Source organism: Burkholderia sp. Ac-20365 (assembly GCF_017104715.1).
Taxonomy (GTDB): domain Bacteria; phylum Pseudomonadota; class Gammaproteobacteria; order Burkholderiales; family Burkholderiaceae; genus Paraburkholderia.
Map to the genome: position 1 here is coordinate 196,968 of NZ_JAAGPI010000005.1, position 17,688 is coordinate 214,655.

A 17,688-nucleotide genomic window follows, 5' to 3' on the forward strand; every position below is an offset into this window, starting at 1 on the left:
GTCGGTGTGCTGTGTCGCACGCTAGAACTTGTGCAGCAATCCGATTCGAAGCGCCAGTTGCGTGTTGGCGCCAATTCCTGAGTTTCCAATGAACGTGGAGCTTGCGCCTATTTCGGCCTGAACAGGCACCTGCTGCCCGTCGACCTCATTGCTGCCCGATGCCTTCTGATAGATCGCGAGTGCATAAATCTCCGTGGTTTTACTGAACTTGTAGTCGATAAAACTGTTGATCTGATGCCACCGTCCGGTCCATCGACCTGACAGCGCGGAAAACGTGTATCCCAATCCACTCGTAACCGCGGACGTAAACGCGTACTTACCGCCAATTTCATAGTTGTTCAGCGTAGAACTTTGCCCGTCGATCGCGACGAGTTGCGTATGGGTCCAGTTTCCCCATATCGCGCCGATGTCGGCAACGTACCGGCTGCCTATTCCAAGCGTCTTGATGTTGCGAAGCGGACCGGTGTCGACGTTCGCAATGGTCGCGGTGAAAGCGGGTGTTGCGCTCGCCGGGAAGCGGATGTTCGTATAGGCAATACCGAATCCGAACGACTCGTTGTCGTAATTGGCGCCCACGCTATAGGTTCTGGATGAGCCTTCGCTATTCACCGTGCCCGCTGCACTCGAAGGAGAGCCAGCGAACTCGCCAGCCTGATTCGAGAAACCATACATGACGCCAAATCTGAAACCCGAGACGTCCGCGCTCGTGAACCTGACCGCGTTATTGATGCGACTCGTCACCAGCTGATCCAGGTCATTGATGTGATAGGCGTAGTTTCCGGCTGGACTCTCGTGTGCAATCGTGTAGTTGTGGATGAAGTCTCGCGAAAGCGTGTATTGCCGGCCAAATGTCAACGACCCAATGGACTTTGCTTCAAGGCCGACCCACGCCTGCCTTCCGAATAGCGCGCCGCCCTGCAAGATGGTTCCCGTCCCGACCGCAAAGCCACTTTCGACCGTGAAGATCGCCCGCAGTCCATCTCCGAGATCCTCGACACCACGAATGCCCCAGCGGTTCCCCTGCGCGACGCCGTCCGCGAATCGCACCAGAGATTCGTGACCCGTCGATGTGGCGACATGGTTGGCGTAGGTCACGCCCGCGTCGATCAGGCCATAAAGCGTTACGCTGCTTTGCGCCCGCGCCACCGTGCACGTCAGACAAAGTGGAATGATCGCGAGGCGCCATCTGAGCGCGTCACCTGGCATGGCCGGGGCCGGTTTTCGAGAGCTGCACTACGCGGCGACCGCCTGCTGCGCTCTCTGCGACGTCACGATAAAAATAACGAGGCCTGCCAGCGTGAGCGCAAAACCCGCCCACACCGCCGATAGCAATCCCCAGCCTGCGGCGACAGCGACACCGCCTGCCGCCGCCCCTATGGCATTGCCGACATTCAATGATGCGAGATTCATCGCGCCCATCAAGGTCGGCGCTTCCGGCGCAAATCGCGTGAGACGCACCTGAATGGTGGGAATCGCCGCCATCATCGTCGCGCCGACTCCAAATAGCGTCAGCATGAGCACCCACTCATGCGCGCCGAAAATGGCGAGTACCGCCAGCACGACGAGCGCGCAACCGAAGCCGAGCATCAATCCCAACGCATCGTGCATGTCCGCGAGTCGGCCTCCGACGAGATTGCCGATAGTCATGCCGACGCCAAACAGCGCGAGCGCAAGCGGGATCGTCGACGGCTTCAGCCTCGCGACATCCGTCACGAAGGGGCCGATAAACGTATAGACGGAAAAGATGCTCGCAACGCCAACGGCGGCAACGATCATCGTCGCCCACACACGAGGCTTTCTGAGTGCGCCCAGCTCCTGCCCCAGCGGCCCGCCATTGAGCGCTTCACTGCGAGGCAGCCACGCCCACAGTGCGACGAACGCAAGCGCTGCGAGCACCGCGACGGTCACATAGGTTTCGCGCCAGCCCAACTGTTGCCCCAGAAACGTCGCGAGCGGCGAGCCGACGATGGTCGCGATGGTCAGTCCCAGCATCACCATGGCAAACGCCTTGCCGGAGCTGCCTTCCCCGACGACGTACGACGCCACCACGGCTCCCGCACCAAAGTACGCACCCTGCGGCATGCCGCTGATGAAGCGCGCAACGGCAAACATGCCCAGATTGACCGCCGCCGCAGACAGCAGATTGCCCACGATAAAAAGGCCGATCAGGCACAGCAGCAAAGTCCGCCTGTTGAGACGGCTTGCCATCAAGGTAACGAGCGGCGCACCGATCACGACGCCAAACGCGTAAGCCGTGATGGCATTGGTCGCTTCCGAAATGCTCAGATCGAGACTCGCGGCAAAGAGCTGAATGATGCCCATGCTCGCGAACTCCGATGTGCCGATACAGAAGCTTCCAAGCGCCAGCGCAAATAGCGTCAGGCCACGCCTTCTGGATTCCGACTCTTGCGTGCAGTGAACCTTGACCGTTTTGCACTGCGCTTCATAGGCTTTCTCGTGCACGATAGTCTTCCGCTTCTCGTTGACGATATCCGAATGTATCGGACATTAATCAATGCAGATGCGAATCCGTTCATATCGGGAATTGGCCATTTCGTCGGGAAAGATTGCGGCCTCGCGCATGCCCATACTGAATCGAAACGCATTACCCGATGTATGGACCAGAGGTGAAATGACATGCAAGCGGAAGACCATTCCAGCCAATGGGCACGATTCCCCGTCTCGTTCGATCAGTTCGAAGCCGAAGGACGTGCCAATGAACCCACACTCCATCTCAACGCTGTGAGCCGCGTCATGATCGTCGCCGTGTGGGCGTGGTCACTCATCGAAGCTTATTGGGAACTCGGGTACGAAATAAATTCCCTGCATATAGGGATAATCGTGCTGTCTAAACTGGTTCTCTCTGCGTTCGCACTCGCGGCTTTATTCAGTTCGTCGGCCGCTATGATTGCGCTGGCATTCAGCTGTGTAGTCAGCATCGTGGTGATTGGCGTCACGTTACCCGATATGTTTTCGATGTCGCGAGCTTTCTTTTATCTCTCGCTGATCGAAGTGGTGGCCAAGGTGACGCTCGTCGTGACCATTGCCTGTCACTATGTGTCCGATCATCTCGAGGACAGCGAGTCGCAGGCATGGCCGGTCAGATGATCTGTGTGCCACGTCGTGGCACACAGGCGCGCTATGGCGCAAACCATCCGTCTACTTCGTTCTGGTTCTTGCGCATCCACTCTCGCGCCACTTCCTGCTCGGGCTTGTGATCCACGACCAGTTCGCGCTCCAGCTCCGTGACAACCGGAATGCTCAGACGGACCCGCCCCAGCACGACACGGCTGCGTTCCGGCAAGGACATCCACACGGCCTTGCGCACAACCACAACGGCCCGGTCCGTGCCAAACACGCCCTGCGGATCCTTCAGAACACGCATCGAGTACAGCGCGTTGAGATATTGAGGCTGCCAAAGCGGCATGACCATCCACTGCTTCGCCGAATACGCCGAACCCAGCTTCGAGGCCCAATCCTGCGCTGACGCAACATGCAGCGTATAGCCCGCCTCTGTCAGGCCATACTGCTTCATGATTCGCTCCGAGCCGATCATCAGTCCCGAACCGGGCCCCACGCCGGCGATGTCCTTGTCCATTCGCGCGACGACTTCCGGGCGACGCAGATCGTCGATGCTCGACACCGTCGATTCAGGGATATACGAGGGAACGGCCCAATATAGTTGAGCACCCGTGTAGAGCGTCGCCGCTTCGACCAGGCGATCAGCCAGCGGCTGTTGTAGCGGTCCGTGTGCATGTGGCAGCCATGACGCTACGAGCACATCGACCTGGTCTTTGCCGAGCGCCGCGTAAATCTGCGGGTGATTCCCCTCGACGATAGTCACGCGATGTCCAAGCCGTTCCAGTACTTCAACGACGACGGCCGCTGCGACCTTGTAGAAAGTGAGGTTGATCTCCCCAACGACGAGCGGTTGAGGAGCACTCTCTGCGCCGTCTGCGTACGCAGCCTGGTGAAGCGACACCGACAAAACGCACGCAGCGAGCAGCCGCGCAAAAGAACGCATTTTCATTGATGAAGTGTCCGGCATGTTTGCATGCCGCTGCGCCCCGACACAGACAAGACATGCTAAAGAAGGCAGATATCGCGGTAGTCGACCGTACGCCTGTAGACGTTTTTATCTAGCCACGATACGTACGTGTATTCGACATAAGCGTTGCTGCAGACAATGATCCAGTTGTGAAGCGTGTGTGGCATGACGGTACTCCCGGGACAAAAAAGCAACGTGCGTGTGCGGACCGGGAAACATCTGACAGCCTTGCACTCGCACTGTCCCAAGCATAGTCACCGTCGTGGGCGAGTTCTACTCTACCGTGGCATACGGTTGAATTTCGTCGACGTAGCGGGGCTATACCGCGGTATAGCCCGCAACTTCAGGATTGCTCGCGATATGAATGTTGGACTGGCACGCGTGCAATTCACTACGCAATCGAATCCACAATGCCGCCGTCCACGCGCAATGCGGCGCCCGTCGTCGCGGACGCTTGCATCGAGCACGCATACACGACCATGTTGGCTACTTCTTCCGTGCTTGCCGCGCGCTGGATAATCGACGAACCACGTGTAGCAAGAACGAATTCATTCAGTTTCTGCTCTGGCGTCTTGCCTTCCTTTCTGGCGGCTTCGGCGACCATTTCAAGCGCGCCGTCCGACAAGGTCGGTCCTGGAAGCACCGAATTGACTGTGACGCCCGTGCCTGCCGCGAACTTCGCGATACCGCGCGCGATGCTGAGCTGCGCGGTCTTTGAAAACCCATACGCAAGCATGTCGGGCGGGATATTGAGGCCCGACTCCGACGAGAGAAACACCACACGGCCCCACTTTCGATCCATCATGCCTTGAAGATAGGCGCGGGTCAGTCTCACGCCGGACATCACGTTGATCTGAAAGTAGCGCTCCCAGTCTTCATCGCTCGAACTGAACAGATCGCCCGGTCCAAAGACGCCGAGATTGTTGACGAGAATATCGGTGCTGGGCACGGTCTTCACGAACTGATCGACGCCCGCGCGCGTTCCGAGATCGCCCACTACGCCTTGCAGTTTGGCGTTCGGCACGGTCTCGCGAATTTTTCCAATTGCACGGTCGACTGCCTCCTTGGACCGTCCGTTCACGATAGTTTCCGCGCCCGTTCCCGCGAGGCCTGTCGCGATAGCGAGACCGATGCCCGCGCTCGATGCGCTAACCAATGCCGTTTTTCCAGAAAGATCGATATTCACAGTGTCGGCTCCATTGAAGTGAGATGCAGTCCTGTTCGTCGTGTGGCCCGAAGAAAGGGCCATTGATTCTATGTCGCAAGCCTACGGTTTGTCAGAGTGCCCTTGTGCGCGAGCCACGCGCTCTACTCGAATTGATTTCAGCGATTGAATCTTGACGCACTGATCGCGAACATCAGCAGACCTGCCAGTGTCAGCGCGAAACCAGTCCACACAGGAGAGAAGAGACCCAAGCCCGCGCCGATCGTCATGCCGCCAGCCCACGCGCCAATCGCATTCGCGACGTTCAACGCGGCCATGTTCATCGCGCCCATCAGGGTTGGCGCTTCGGGCGACATGCGCGTGAGACGCACCTGGATCGTCGGAATGGCAATCAACGTGGTCATGCCCATGCCAAACAGTGCTGGCAACAGCAACCACGGATGCGCACCGAACGCCGCGAGCGCGGCCAGCACGAAGAGTGCCGAACCAAAGCCGATCACGAATCCACGCGCGGGGAATGCGTCCGCGAGGCGCCCGCCGATCAGATTGCCCGCTGTCATGCCGAGCCCGAACAGCGCAAGCGCCAGCGGCACCATCGACGACGTCAATCCCGCGCCATCCGTGACGAACGGTCCAATGAACGTGTACACCGCAAAGATGCTCGACACCGCAAGCGCCGCGACGAACATCATCATCCAGACATTGGTCCTGCGCAGCGCGCCCAGTTCCTGCGTAATCGAACCGCCGTTCAACGTCGCGGAACGCGGCGTCCAGCGCCATAGCGCAGCGAGCGCCAGTGCCGCGATGGCTGTGACGGCCAGATAGGTGTCACGCCATCCGAGGTGCTGTCCGAGAAAGGTCGCGAGAGGCGAGCCGACAATGGTCGCGACGGTCAGCCCCAGCATCACGAGCGAAAACGCCTTGCCTGCCTGGTCCTTGCCGGCGATGCTCGATGCCACGACCGCACCCGCGCCAAAGTACGCACCCTGCGGCAAGCCTGCGATAAAGCGCGCCACGCTGAGCAATGCAAGATTGGGCGCAAGCGCCGAAAGCAGATTGCCCGCGACGAAAAGCGCCATCAGCGCGATCAGCAGCGTTCTCCGGTTCATTCGCGCAGCCGCGAGCGTCACAAGCGGCGCACCGAGCACGACGCCGAGCGCGTAGGCGGTAATCGCGTGACTCGCAATCGCGATGTCGACATGCAGTCCCTTCGCGAACAACTGAAGGATGCCCATGCTCGCGAATTCGGACGTGCCGATTGCAAAACTGCCTAAAGCAAGGGCGAAAAATGCCAGACGCTGGCTGCGGGTGACGCGCGACGTTTCGGCGCGTGCAGCGGGCAACACGATTTCGGTGATATCGGTTTCCATCGAAAGAACTCGGAGTTATGGCGCTAGCGTCGACGCGGGCCGCCGGATGCAGCGGCGCCCGCGTGCGACAGATGAATCAGGCCTCGCCCGATCCGGCAAACGACGCTGCCAGCGTCTTCAAGCCATCACGGTAGATACCTGCAAAGAGCTTTGTGGCATCTTCGTCGCTGACGCCAACCGGCGTGAACTCGCCGAACCATTCGACCTGCGTCGCGCCGTCTTCGACTTCCTGCACGCGCAGCGTCGCGCGGTAGCCTGTCACAGGAAACGGTGCCTGCAGAATCGAATACGTGTAGCTGCGTGCAGTGTTGTCGAATGCTTCGAGCCGTTCGACGATCACCTCACCGGCGAGATTCGACAGACGGCGCACGCGCCCGCCTTCACTCAGTTCGCTACCCGGTATGTACGGAAGCCAGTCGGGCAGCGAGTTGAAGCCGCCAATCAGTTGCCAGACAGCATCGGGCGATGCCGCCATTCTGGTGGATGCGTAGGCGCGTGCCATGATCGATTCCTTAAGCCTTGTCGATGGGAAGCGGCGCGTTTGCAGCCACCAGTTTCTCTTGACGCATCTCTTGCCAGAACCCGGCAGGGATCACTTCCTTCACGGCTGCCTGATCCTCTGCAATCCGTTCGGGACGGCTCGCACCCGGAATCACGGCGGCGACTGCGGGATTAGCCAGCACGAACTGCAGTGCTGCGGCCTTCACGCTGACGTTATGGCGCCGTGCAATCTCCTTGATGCGTTCGACCTTCGCGACGATCTCAGGCGATGCCTTCTGGTACTCGAAGTTCGGACCGCCCGCGAGAATGCCCGAGCTATACGGACCGCCCGCAACGATCTCGACCTTGCGCGCCGCCGCAGCCGGCATCAGACGCTGCAATGCGCGATCGTGATCGAGCAGCGAGTAGCGGCCTGCCAGCAGGAAGCCGTCCGGTTGCGCTTCGGCGAGATCGAGCGTCAGTTCGCACGGTTCGACGCGGTTGACACCCAGACCCCAGGCCTTGATCACGCCCTCTTCACGCAGACGCGTCAATGCACGGAACGCACCCTTGCGCGCGGTTTCGAACACCGACAGCCATTCGTCGCCGTAGAAGTCCTGCGCAACGTCGTGCACCCAGACGATCTCGATACGGTCGGTCTTCAGGCGCTTGAGGCTGTCTTCGACCGAGCGTAGCGTGGCATCAGCGGAATAGTCGTTGACGATCTTGTTCGGCAGACCCGAAGCGAACACGCCGCCCTTTTCGCCGAGGTCGCGGGCGCTTACGTCTTCGACTTCATCGAGAATCACGCGGCCGACTTTCGTGCTCAGCACGTAGTCGTCGCGCTTGTATTGCGCGAGCGCTTCGCCCAGACGCAGTTCGGACAGGCCCGCACCGTAAAAAGGGGCTGTGTCGAAATACCGCACCCCGTTTTGCCACGCGGCTTCGACCGTTGCGAAAGCCTCTTCGTCGGGGATATTGCGGAACATGTTGCCCAGCGGGGCGGCGCCGAAGCCCAACAGCGTACCGGCGGGCAGTTTGTCCTTGATGCTCATGGTCTTGCTCCTGTGATTGAGTCAGTGGAAGCAAGTCTACGGTGGCGAGTTAAGTCTGTCTAAGACATAATATGGAACATCTGAGTCCCAGGAGGTCTTAAATGCTGGACATCCGCCAGTTGCACTATTTCGTGGCAGTCGCCGAAGACGAGCACGTTGGACGCGCCGCCGAACGTCTGCACATTTCGCAATCGCCCCTTAGCCGCCAGATTGCGCAACTCGAAGAAAAGCTTGGGTTGACGCTGTTCGAGCGCTCGCAGCAGCGCATTCGCCTGACGGTGGACGGCCGCACCTTCCTGGAAGAAACGAAGGCATTCCTCACGCACGCGAAGCGTCTCGAATCGCTCGCGCGGCGGCTGGGACAAGGCGATGAAGGCGGTCTGTGCATCGGCTACATGGAGAACGCGATGCACTCGGGCGTGCTGCCCACTGCGCTGAGAAAGCTGCAGGAAGACCGGCCTGATGTGCATATCGCGCTGTACAACTATCAATCGGCTGAACAGCTGACGGGGCTGCGTCAGCGCAGTCTGGACATCGCGCTAGTCTGCGAGCCGCCCGCCGCCGACGATCCCGAACTCGAAGCGGCACAGGTACTCAACGATCCGATGCTGCTGGCCATGCCTGAAAGCCATCCGCTCGTCACAAGCAAGCGCCTGACGCCCGACGATCTCGCAGCGCAAAAGTGGATCGGCGTGATGCATAAGGCTGGTGAAGAGCGCCACGACAACTTCATCGCGGCTTGCGCGAGCGCGGGTTTCGCGCCCAACATCGCGCTCGAGGCGACCGAACCGCTTGCGGCATTGGGCCTTGTCGCGGCCGGCCTCGGCATGACGATGGTCCAGCAGAGTCTCAAGCATCAGGCGCCCGACGGCGTCGTGCTGCGAGAGGTTTCATGGTTCAGCTACCGCAGTGCGCTGTGGGCCGCGTGGCACCGTGTCAATCTGCGGCCTCTGGTTGAACACTTCCGCAAGACGCTGGTGAGTTCGAGCGCCATGCTGACCACGGTGCCTGCACAGACGCTGCGCGCAAAGGGTACTGCGCTCACGTAAGCACGCTGGGAACGCAACGTTCCCAGTGCTTGCATTCGCTCGCGAGCGGCTGCAATCGTAAGCCCTGTTATCGCGCGACAGCGATAAGCGGATGCGCGCCCGCCTTCAATTTATTCAAAGCCCTATAGGGCGAAATGGCAAATTTCCTCTGATCGCGAAAGCCGCCCTACGGCAAATGCGTCAAGATCGGCCCACATAAAGCGAACTCTCGCGACGGTGTCTCCTCGGGCAGATTCATCTCTGTCCCTTCGTGCCCCGCGTTACCGCGCGGGCACCTTTTCTTCCAGCGATCAATCGCCTGAATAGCAACAGGGCTGCTTGTCCAGCATCGGAGGTCGATATGAAGCTCATCCACGCTGTCTGTCTCACGTGCGCACTCGTGCCGATGGCCGCCTACGCGCAATCGCAACCGCAACCGGCCGACGCGAGTGCGGTCCATGCGCAGTCCGATCAGGCGCAACAAAGCGCCACGCATCGCTTTCTGCGCGACATCAAAGCGGCGAGCGCGAACGATACGTGCGTCGGTCCCGTCAGCTATTGCACGATCTTCTTTGGTAGCTGACACGATCGCGTCCGCGGTCTTCAGATGCCGCCGTGCCGTGCGTCGACATCGAGAATGGTTGAGCATTTCAAGGAGGCTATCTTGGCGAAACCTGCGCTCTTCACGCCCATCAAACTGGGAAAGCTCGAACTGGCAAACCGCATCGTCATCGCACCGATGTGCCAATACTCGGCGACAGACGGATGCATGAATGACTGGCATCTGGTGCATCTCGGCCATCTCGCGATATCCGGCGCAGCAATGCTGACCATCGAGGCGACGGGCGTGCTACCCGAAGGCCGCATTACTTACGCGGATGTCGGCCTTTACGACGACGCAACGGAAGCCGCAATGCGCCGCACACTGGACGCCGTCCGCTACTGTTCCGACATACCCATCGCCATCCAGTTGAGTCACGCGGGCCGCAAGGCGTCGACGGAAGTCCCATGGAAAAAGAGCATGCAGTTTGCGCCCGGTTCGCAACTGGGCTGGCAAACGGACGCGCCTTCGGCGGTGGCATTCTCTGAAGATCATGTTGCGCCCAATGCACTCGATCGCGATGGCCTGAAGCGCGTGCGCGACGCCTTCGTCGCCGCGGCACGCCGCGCGCACAGAGTCGGCATCGATGCGATTCAGCTGCACGTGGGCCACGGATATCTGCTGCATCAGTTCATTTCGCCTTTGTCCAATCATCGCGACGATGAATACGGCGGGTCGCTGGAGAATCGCATCCGTTATCCGCTTGAAGTATTCAACGCGGTCCGCGACGCGTTCCCCGCCGACAAGACGGTGACGATCCGGATCTCAGGCACGGACTGGGTCGAAGGCGGCTGGGATATCGAACAGACCGTCGAGTTTGCGCAGGCGGCCGAGAAGCTTGGCTGTGATGCCATTCATATCACCAGTGGCGGCTTGCATCCGGCCCAGCAGATTCCCGTCGGGCCGAACTATCAGGTGCCGCTCGCGCGCACCGTCAAACAGGCCGTGAAAATGCCCGTGGTCGCCGTCGGATTGATCACGGGATTCGAGCAGGCCGAAGCCATCGTGGGAACGGGCGATGCCGATCTGATCGCCATTGCACGCACCATCCTGTATGACCCGCGCTGGCCGTGGCACGCCGCAGCGGAACTCGGCGCAAAGGTCCGCGCGCCGAACCCCTATCTTCGTTCGCAGCCGCGACGGTTCAAAGACCTGTTCGAGAGCGAATAGATTTCACGCAAGCGTGCGGTTATTCCAGTTCCTCGGCCTGCGTTGCCAGATCGAACTGGAATACCGCGCCGCGCGGTGTATTCGCGAAGACGCGCAGCGTACCGCCATGGGCCTCGACGATCGTGCGGCAGATCGACAGGCCCATACCCATGCCCGTCTCCTTGGTGGTGTAGAAAGGCTCGAAGAGTCGCTCGGCATCCCGTTCGAGCCCGGGGATTCCCGGTCCGGTATCGCTCACCGTGACACGTACATGGTTCTCGCCATGAGCACTGGTCGCAATCGTCAACTCGCGTACGCCGTCGTCGCACTCGCTCATCGCTTCGACGGCATTGATCGTCAGGTTCATGATGACCTGCTGCAACTGCACGCGATCGCCTTCTACGGCAGGCAGATCCCGTTCGAGGTCGGCATAGATCGACACGCGGTGTTTCGCCGCCTCTCCGCGCGTAAGCCCGATCACCTCGCGAATCGCATCGTTGATGGCGAGCTGTTCGGGACGCGCGGGCGTCTTCTTGACCAGATCGCGGATGCGCCGGATGACGTCGTTGGCCCGCGTGCCGTTGTTCACGACGCGCGTGAGCGCCGCGCGCACTTCGACGAGGTTGGGCGGTTGCGCATCCAGCCAATGCGCTGCTGCCTGCGCGTTGATTACCGCTGACGCAACCGGCTGCCGTATTTCATGGCTGATGGAAGCCGTCAGCTGGCCGAGCGTCGATATCCGGTTCGCGTGCGCGAGTTCGATCTCGATCTCATGAAAGCGTCGTTCGCTTTCGCGTGCAAGCGCTTCTGCCCGCTTGCGTTCCGTGAGATCGACGACGAATGCCACCACCTGTTCCGGCGCGCTCGCAAACATTGCCGCACCTAGCAGCACGGCGACGCGGCTGCCGTCTGCCCGGATGTATTCCTTTTCGACGGGCGCGAGCGCGCCAGTTTTGCGCAACTCGGCGATGGCCAGCATATCCTGGTCGTGCCACTCGTGCGGCGTGATGGCGAGGCAACTGATTCGCCCCGCTGTCAGGTCATCTCTGCTATAGCCAATGATGCGAAGGAACGCATCGTTGGCCTCGTAGATCGGGCTGTGCAGGTCCCAGATGAATACACCGATAATGTTCGCATCCACGAGACTGCGAATGCGCGCTTCACGCTCAGCGAGATCACGATACAGCCGCGAATTTTCGAGCGATATCGCCGCCTGCGATGCCAGCAGCTTGAGCGCCGCCACGCGGCTCGTGGTGAAAACGTGCGACGTGATGCTGTTCTCGAGATACAGCAATGCAATCAGCTTGCCCTGATACACGAGCGGCATGCACGCAACCGACAGCGTGCGATGCTCGCGAAGATATCGATCGGACAGAAACTCGTGCTGTCGCGACACATCGTTCAGGATGACGTTTTCACTCGTTCTCAGCGCATAGTGAATGATCGAAATGGGCAACGCGTCCGATTGCAGCGGGCGTCTGTCGAGACTGACCTTGATCGCATCACCCACGGTTTCGGCCATCGCCTCGACGCGCAACTGCGCACCGCTGCCGACGATCAGCAGACCGCGCTCGGCGCCGGCATGCGCAACGGCCGTGCGCATCACCGTGTGAACCAGATTGTCGAGCACGATTTCACTCGACACTGCCTGCGAGAGCTTGAGTACCGTCGTCAGGTCCAGATGTTCGACAGGCGCTTCGATACTGCTCGCTGCCGCAAGCCTGTCGTCGTGCTGCGCGAGTTCGGGGTACAGGTCGTCCAGCTGTTTGACCTTGCCTTTTGCGCCCCATTGCACGTAGGCATGGCGCGCGTTGCGCAGGTACATGTCGGCGATCTGCGCGAGACCGCGCGCCGCGTAGAAACGCGATGCTGCCTGACACGCAATGGCCTCGTTGTGGACGAAGCCGTTTGCGCGGGCCGAACGGATCGCGAGGTCATAGAGCTTTTCGGCATCGTCGATATTGCCTTCGATACGCGCCATCTCCGCACCCACGAGCGCCGCGCGATTTTCGAAGTTTTCGGGGCAATGCAGCGCCCAGACTTCCAGTTGCTTCCGGTGCCGGGCCATTGCGTCGATATGACCGTGCCGGGCTGCGGAATCGGCATCGTGCCAGCAGGCGCCATGGCTCAGCGCGCCGTAGAAATGAAACTCTGCCGTCTCGAACTGGGACGTTGCAACCCACAACACGCGCTCTGCGTTCTTCTTGGCATTCAACGCTTCGGCGAAATCGTCGGCCAGATATCTTGCCTGTAACTTGCGCGCCCAATAGTCGAACTCCGGCAATGCGAGTGTGCTCGAACTGGAGAAATGCGCTTCGAATTCGGCTTCGTCGAACTGCTCGTCGTCGAAGCAGCCGAAGCGCGCGGTCGATCCGCGCAGCGTTCGCACGAAGCCACGATACGTCACCAGCATGTCGTTGACGAGGCCGAATCGGATCTGGCTTGAAATGGCCAGCGCCTTGTCGACCTCCGCTTCTACTTCGCCAAGCGGGTCGCCCACGGAGACGAGGTTCTGTATCAGGTCGCAGCAGGTGTAGAGCGTGTAGGTCAGATCGCCGCTTTCGCTCGCGATATCGAACGCGCGCCGGATCGGCTCGCGTCCTTCGCGCACATGTCTCGCCCAAGGCACGGCGATATTGCCGAACGACGTGGAGGTTCTTGCCTTGAAACGCGTCAGACCGCGGTGCTCGACGAGGTCATAGCCAAGGCGCCCGAAACGGTACCCCATTTCGTATTGATCGAAGAACGGCCCGGCATACGTCGACAGCCATACATACGCGTAACAGGACGCATCGGAATTGCCGTATTCAAGACTCAGATTGACCATGCGGCACAGGACCAGCGCGCACAGATTCTGGTCCGTGAAGAATGCCGGCGTCACGATTTCGGTGAGGACGTCGAGCGTATCCATGACGTCTTCATCGCTCAGCAAGGGCAAATCGATCAGTTGCTCGATCTGCCGCCCGCCGAGTAAGGACATGATCCGCTCGTACTCGATGCGCGCGGTGCGCAAATCGGGATGCGGCGACCAGTCGGTCCCTGCGCGGTGCAGATACTCCAGACAGATTTCTACGCTGCGCTCGCTCTGATCGAGCGTCGTGTACAACGTGATCCGCAAGCGCGTCACCAGCGCGACATGATGGTTCGTCCTGACGCGTTCATCGAGTTCCGAGAGTCGCATTTCTGCCGAGCGCATCTTCCCCGTCAGTAGTTCACATTCGGCAAGCAGATACTCGATGCAAAAACTGAGCTGGTAATGCGTGTTCCAGTCGTCGTCGATCAACAGCGAGCGGCCGGCGGAGAGGAACGTTAGCGCGGAAGCATACGCCGTCGATGCCTTGGCTCGCCGTGCGGCCATCAGATTGAGCGCCGCCACGCGCTCGCGCTCCGCGCGATTCGTGATGAGGTGAATCGCGCGATTGAATTGACTCACTATGTCGAAGACGTCCTCCTCCAGTTGCTCGGGCGGCGTACGCAGCAACAGGAGTCTTGCGATGCGCAGATGCTTCTCCGTGCGCGCTTCTTCGGAAATGAGTGCATAGGCGGCTTCCTGGACGCGGTCGTGCAGGAAACGATAGCCGTCGCCCGCGCGTAGCACGAGTCCCGCGCGCACGGCGTGCAGCAGCGCATCACCCAGTGCTTCACCCGGCAGCTCACAGATCGTCTCGAGTACAGAAAGCTTCGACGCATTGCCGACGCAGGCAAACTTTTGCAGCGCGACCTGCGTTCTCACGGGTAGACGCGTCAGCTTGCCGACCATCAGCTCGACGACATTGTCCGTGTAGCCCTTCGCGTGGATTCGGCTGATATCCCATGACCAGCGCACTGCCGCATGATCGAACGTCAGCAGCCCTTCATCGGCGAGAGAAGACAGAAACTGGAGCGCGAAAAACGGATTGCCGCCTGTTTTCTGGGAGATGACGCGCGCCAGCGGCACGGCTTTCGTGGACGAGCAGCGCAACGCGTCCTTGACGAGTTGCTCGAGATGTTCGGATGCCAATGGCGGGAGCACGATCTCCTGCACGGGCACGTCCGATGCACGGATGCTTTCGAGCGTGCGGGTGAGCGGATGAACGGGCGAGACCTCGTTGTTACGGTAAGCACCGACTAGCAACAGATGGCGCACATCACCCTGAATGAGCAGATCTTCGAGAAAATCCAGCGTTGCTGCATCGAGCCATTGCAGGTCGTCGAGAAACAACGTCAGCGGGTGTTCGCTACGCGCGAAGACCGCGATGAAACGTCGAAACACCAAATGGAACCGCCGCTGCGCGTCCTGCGGTGACAACACTGAAACGGGTGGCTGTTCGCCGATCACGATCGCCAGATCCGGCACCATGTCCACGATCAAACGTCCATTAGGACCCAAAGCCTCGCGAAACGCGTCGCGCCACACCGCAAGCTCGCTTTCGCCCTTGCTCAGCAGCACGCGCACACCGGCCTGAAACGCCATTGCGAGCGTCGCATACGGAATGTCGCGCTTGTACTGATCGAACTTGCCGACCAGAAACAGGCCGCCGCGCGGCACGAGCACCTTGTGCAACTCGTTCACTACCGCCGATTTTCCGACGCCCGAATAGCCCGTCACGAGTACCAGCCCGACAGGCTCACCCTTGACCACGCGATTGAACGTCGCGAGCAGCGCATTGACTTCGGCTTCGCGTCCGTAGAGCTTTTCGGGTATCAGCAGCCGGTCATACGTGTCATATTCGCCAAGCTGGAAATCCGCGATCTTTCCATGCGTGTCCCAATCGGCCAGACATCGGCGCAAGTCGTGCGCGACGCCGCCTGCTGTCTGATAGCGGTCTTCCGCCGTCTTCGCCAGCAGCTTCATCACGATTGACGAAATCACGGGCGGAAGCGCCGGCGCCAGCAGCACGGGCGCGGGCGCCTGCCGCGCAATGTGACAGTGCACCAGTTCCATCGGATCGGTCGTGCCGAACGGCAGACGACCCGTGAGCATCCGGTAAAAGACAACGCCGAGTGAATAGAGGTCGCTGCGCAAATCGACTGAACGGTTCATGCGGCCGGTCTGTTCGGGCGCCATGTACGCGAGCGTGCCGGCAATGAACTCCGGCGGGTCTGGCGATTGCCGCTCCTGCTGCAACGCCGAGGTAATGCCGAGTCCCGTGAGGCGAATCACACCGCTGGATCGCTCCACCAGAATATGCGTCGGATTGATGTCACGGTGCACGAGTCCGCGCGCATGAAGCTTGCCGACTGCGGAGGCGATGTTGATCGCAAAGCGGAGGAAACTGACGGGATCGAATGGCGTGGGGAGTCTTTCGAGCGGCTCTCCGATCCAGTCTTCGAGCAGCAGTGCTGTTTTCCCCTGATCCCGCAGCAGTTGCAGCGGCCGCAACGCAAATGAAGCATCGAGCTTGTCCGCCAGCGCGAATTCGTGCGCAAGCCGGTCAATGACCTCAGCGGCCGGATGGGCCCGTGACGGACGCACGACGCGAACGGCCTCGAAGCTGCCGTCATCCGTTCGACGCCGTCCTCGACAGATTACGTATTCGCCGTCTTCCCAGGAATCTGCGAGGAGTTCGACGGCGACGGCATCGGAGGGAGGGGTCAGAAGATTCAACAAACACTCCCTGATAGCAGCCGCGCGCGGTGGCGTCTGGTGCGGTGGCCGTTGAAATTTTGGCTGCGGTCGTGCCCGACGAGGGTCGCAAAAGACAGTGCGCCTGCCGCCCGTTCGCTGATCAGTGTGACGACGCACTGGGTGCGACGAATCATCCGGGCGGCAATCGTCGTATGCGATTACAAAGAAAATGACTTCTGCACTACTCTACGCGCAAATTAAATCCGATGCTTGATTGGGTCAGGCATTGCGCTCCTTCCGTATTTGACCTCGTCTTATTTGCCCTCAATGAGTGCAGTCCGTCTGGTGTCGGCCGTGTCTTTCAGGTACGGCGGCTGACCACGCCCGACGTCTTCCGTCGGCCCTGACAGCGCAATATCTTCGATAGCATTCAAAAGCCTCTTGGCTTTACGTTGTGCATTCGGCGGGACGGCCACGAGTTCGCGAACCATAGTCTCAGTGAGCATTTCCAGATCGCTGTCGACGACGAATTCCGTCGCAATGCCCCACTCGTAGGCTTGCGCGCCGCGAATATGCCTCGCGCGCATGACGATATCTTTCGTGCGCCCCACACCTACCAGTTTCTGAAGCCGCGCCGAGGCGTCGGCGCCGGGAAGCTGACCTGCGTTTTGCGCCGACAGCGCGTACATCGTCGTTTCCGTGGCGATGCGAAAGTCGCATGCCAGCGAAAGCTCGAAGCCCGCGCCGAAGCAATATCCGCGATTCGCCGCAATCACGGGCTTGCTGCAACGAGAAGGCGCTTCCATATTCCAGGCGAATCGGGAAATGTACTCGGGCGAAGCACTGGCCGTCTCGTCGATAACGTTTCCGCTGCAAAAATGTTCGCCCTGTGCGCGCACGACGATGACCCGCACTCGCGGGTCGTCGTCCAGCACTTCGAACGCCGCGCGCAACTGTTCCCATTGCATGCTCGACACGAGATTGAATGGAGGGCGGTCGAGGATGATGTCTGCGCGCAACTCGTTCTGATTGATGTCGATGCGAAAACCGTCTAGCGCCGGCGAGATTCTCGGCATCTGATGAGAAGGCCTGGTCATGAATAGTCCTTTTGTACGTCTGTCGAAAGATCAACGAAACGTATGATGAAAGGCGCGATCCTGTGACTTGCACCGCGATGTGTCTTTCGAACGGCCGGTCGTTGCGTGACGGGAGGGCGCAGGTCGGTTAATCCGTGTATATGTCCG

13 protein-coding genes are annotated in these 17,688 nt (G+C 60.1%); 4 read left to right on the forward strand and 9 right to left on the reverse strand.

All coding sequences use genetic code 11. From position 1 onward, the window contains the following. Window positions 1-21: 21 nt before the first annotated feature. On the reverse strand, window positions 22-1,206 hold the full coding sequence (locus G3O01_RS12070) for a porin (RefSeq protein WP_205804863.1): 1,185 nt from the start codon (window positions 1,204-1,206) through the stop codon (window positions 22-24). Between the two features lie 27 nt (window positions 1,207-1,233). Continuing rightward, window positions 1,234-2,463: an MFS transporter gene (locus G3O01_RS12075; protein ID WP_205804865.1), complete on the reverse strand. Its 1,230-nt coding sequence runs from the start codon at window positions 2,461-2,463 to the stop codon at window positions 1,234-1,236. A 174-nt stretch (window positions 2,464-2,637) separates the two neighbouring features. On the opposite strand from G3O01_RS12075, the gene G3O01_RS12080 reads away from it, so the two are divergent. Next, window positions 2,638-3,108, forward strand: coding sequence for a hypothetical protein (locus tag G3O01_RS12080; protein ID WP_205804867.1), 471 nt, complete (start codon window positions 2,638-2,640; stop codon window positions 3,106-3,108). A 31-nt stretch (window positions 3,109-3,139) separates the two neighbouring features. Here G3O01_RS12080 and G3O01_RS12085 read toward each other — a convergent pair whose 3' ends face one another. From G3O01_RS12085 to G3O01_RS12105, 5 genes are all read right to left on the reverse strand, one after another. Then, complete coding sequence (locus G3O01_RS12085) at window positions 3,140-4,030, reverse strand: glycine betaine ABC transporter substrate-binding protein (protein WP_205804869.1); 891 nt, start codon at window positions 4,028-4,030, stop codon at window positions 3,140-3,142. 409 nt (window positions 4,031-4,439) lie between these two features. Further along, window positions 4,440-5,234, reverse strand: coding sequence for an SDR family oxidoreductase (locus tag G3O01_RS12090; RefSeq protein WP_205804871.1), 795 nt, complete (start codon window positions 5,232-5,234; stop codon window positions 4,440-4,442). 137 nt (window positions 5,235-5,371) lie between these two features. Further along, window positions 5,372-6,583: an MFS transporter gene (locus tag G3O01_RS12095; protein WP_205804873.1), complete on the reverse strand. Its 1,212-nt coding sequence runs from the start codon at window positions 6,581-6,583 to the stop codon at window positions 5,372-5,374. Window positions 6,584-6,659: 76 nt separating this feature from the next. Beyond that, on the reverse strand, window positions 6,660-7,085 hold the full coding sequence (locus tag G3O01_RS12100) for an SRPBCC family protein (protein WP_205804875.1): 426 nt from the start codon (window positions 7,083-7,085) through the stop codon (window positions 6,660-6,662). Between the two features lie 10 nt (window positions 7,086-7,095). Next, window positions 7,096-8,118 (reverse strand): aldo/keto reductase, encoded by a 1,023-nt coding sequence (locus G3O01_RS12105; RefSeq protein ID WP_205804877.1) that lies wholly within the window; start codon window positions 8,116-8,118, stop codon window positions 7,096-7,098. Window positions 8,119-8,219: 101 nt separating this feature from the next. Between G3O01_RS12105 and G3O01_RS12110 the strand changes: the two genes are divergently transcribed. The 3 genes from G3O01_RS12110 to G3O01_RS12120 all read left to right on the forward strand — a co-directional run bounded on the left by G3O01_RS12110 (window position 8,220) and on the right by G3O01_RS12120 (window position 10,917). Continuing rightward, window positions 8,220-9,167, forward strand: coding sequence for a LysR family transcriptional regulator (locus G3O01_RS12110; protein ID WP_205804879.1), 948 nt, complete (start codon window positions 8,220-8,222; stop codon window positions 9,165-9,167). Window positions 9,168-9,507: 340 nt separating this feature from the next. After that, on the forward strand, window positions 9,508-9,729 hold the full coding sequence (locus G3O01_RS12115) for a hypothetical protein (RefSeq protein WP_205804881.1): 222 nt from the start codon (window positions 9,508-9,510) through the stop codon (window positions 9,727-9,729). An 81-nt stretch (window positions 9,730-9,810) separates the two neighbouring features. Next, complete coding sequence (locus G3O01_RS12120; RefSeq protein WP_241023876.1) at window positions 9,811-10,917, forward strand: NADH:flavin oxidoreductase/NADH oxidase; 1,107 nt, start codon at window positions 9,811-9,813, stop codon at window positions 10,915-10,917. A 19-nt stretch (window positions 10,918-10,936) separates the two neighbouring features. Here G3O01_RS12120 and G3O01_RS12125 read toward each other — a convergent pair whose 3' ends face one another. Beyond that, entirely contained in the window at window positions 10,937-16,483 is a 5,547-nt protein-coding gene (locus G3O01_RS12125; RefSeq protein ID WP_241023878.1) for an ATP-binding sensor histidine kinase, read from the reverse strand. 275 nt (window positions 16,484-16,758) lie between these two features. After that, window positions 16,759-17,541 (reverse strand): enoyl-CoA hydratase/isomerase family protein, encoded by a 783-nt coding sequence (locus G3O01_RS12130; protein ID WP_205804885.1) that lies wholly within the window; start codon window positions 17,539-17,541, stop codon window positions 16,759-16,761. Window positions 17,542-17,688: the final 147 nt, after the last annotated feature.

Coding starts and splice junctions, on each gene's coding strand:
- G3O01_RS12095 (WP_205804873.1), bottom strand. CDS start 6,583: ATGGAAACCGATATCACCGAAATCGTGTTGCCCGCTGCACGCGCCGAA.
- G3O01_RS12070 (WP_205804863.1), bottom strand. CDS start 1,206: ATGCCAGGTGACGCGCTCAGATGGCGCCTCGCGATCATTCCACTTTGT.
- G3O01_RS12080 (WP_205804867.1), top strand. CDS start 2,638: ATGCAAGCGGAAGACCATTCCAGCCAATGGGCACGATTCCCCGTCTCG.
- G3O01_RS12110 (WP_205804879.1), top strand. CDS start 8,220: ATGCTGGACATCCGCCAGTTGCACTATTTCGTGGCAGTCGCCGAAGAC.
- G3O01_RS12115 (WP_205804881.1), top strand. CDS start 9,508: ATGAAGCTCATCCACGCTGTCTGTCTCACGTGCGCACTCGTGCCGATG.
- G3O01_RS12085 (WP_205804869.1), bottom strand. CDS start 4,030: ATGAAAATGCGTTCTTTTGCGCGGCTGCTCGCTGCGTGCGTTTTGTCG.
- G3O01_RS12130 (WP_205804885.1), bottom strand. CDS start 17,541: ATGACCAGGCCTTCTCATCAGATGCCGAGAATCTCGCCGGCGCTAGAC.
- G3O01_RS12105 (WP_205804877.1), bottom strand. CDS start 8,118: ATGAGCATCAAGGACAAACTGCCCGCCGGTACGCTGTTGGGCTTCGGC.
- G3O01_RS12100 (WP_205804875.1), bottom strand. CDS start 7,085: ATGGCACGCGCCTACGCATCCACCAGAATGGCGGCATCGCCCGATGCT.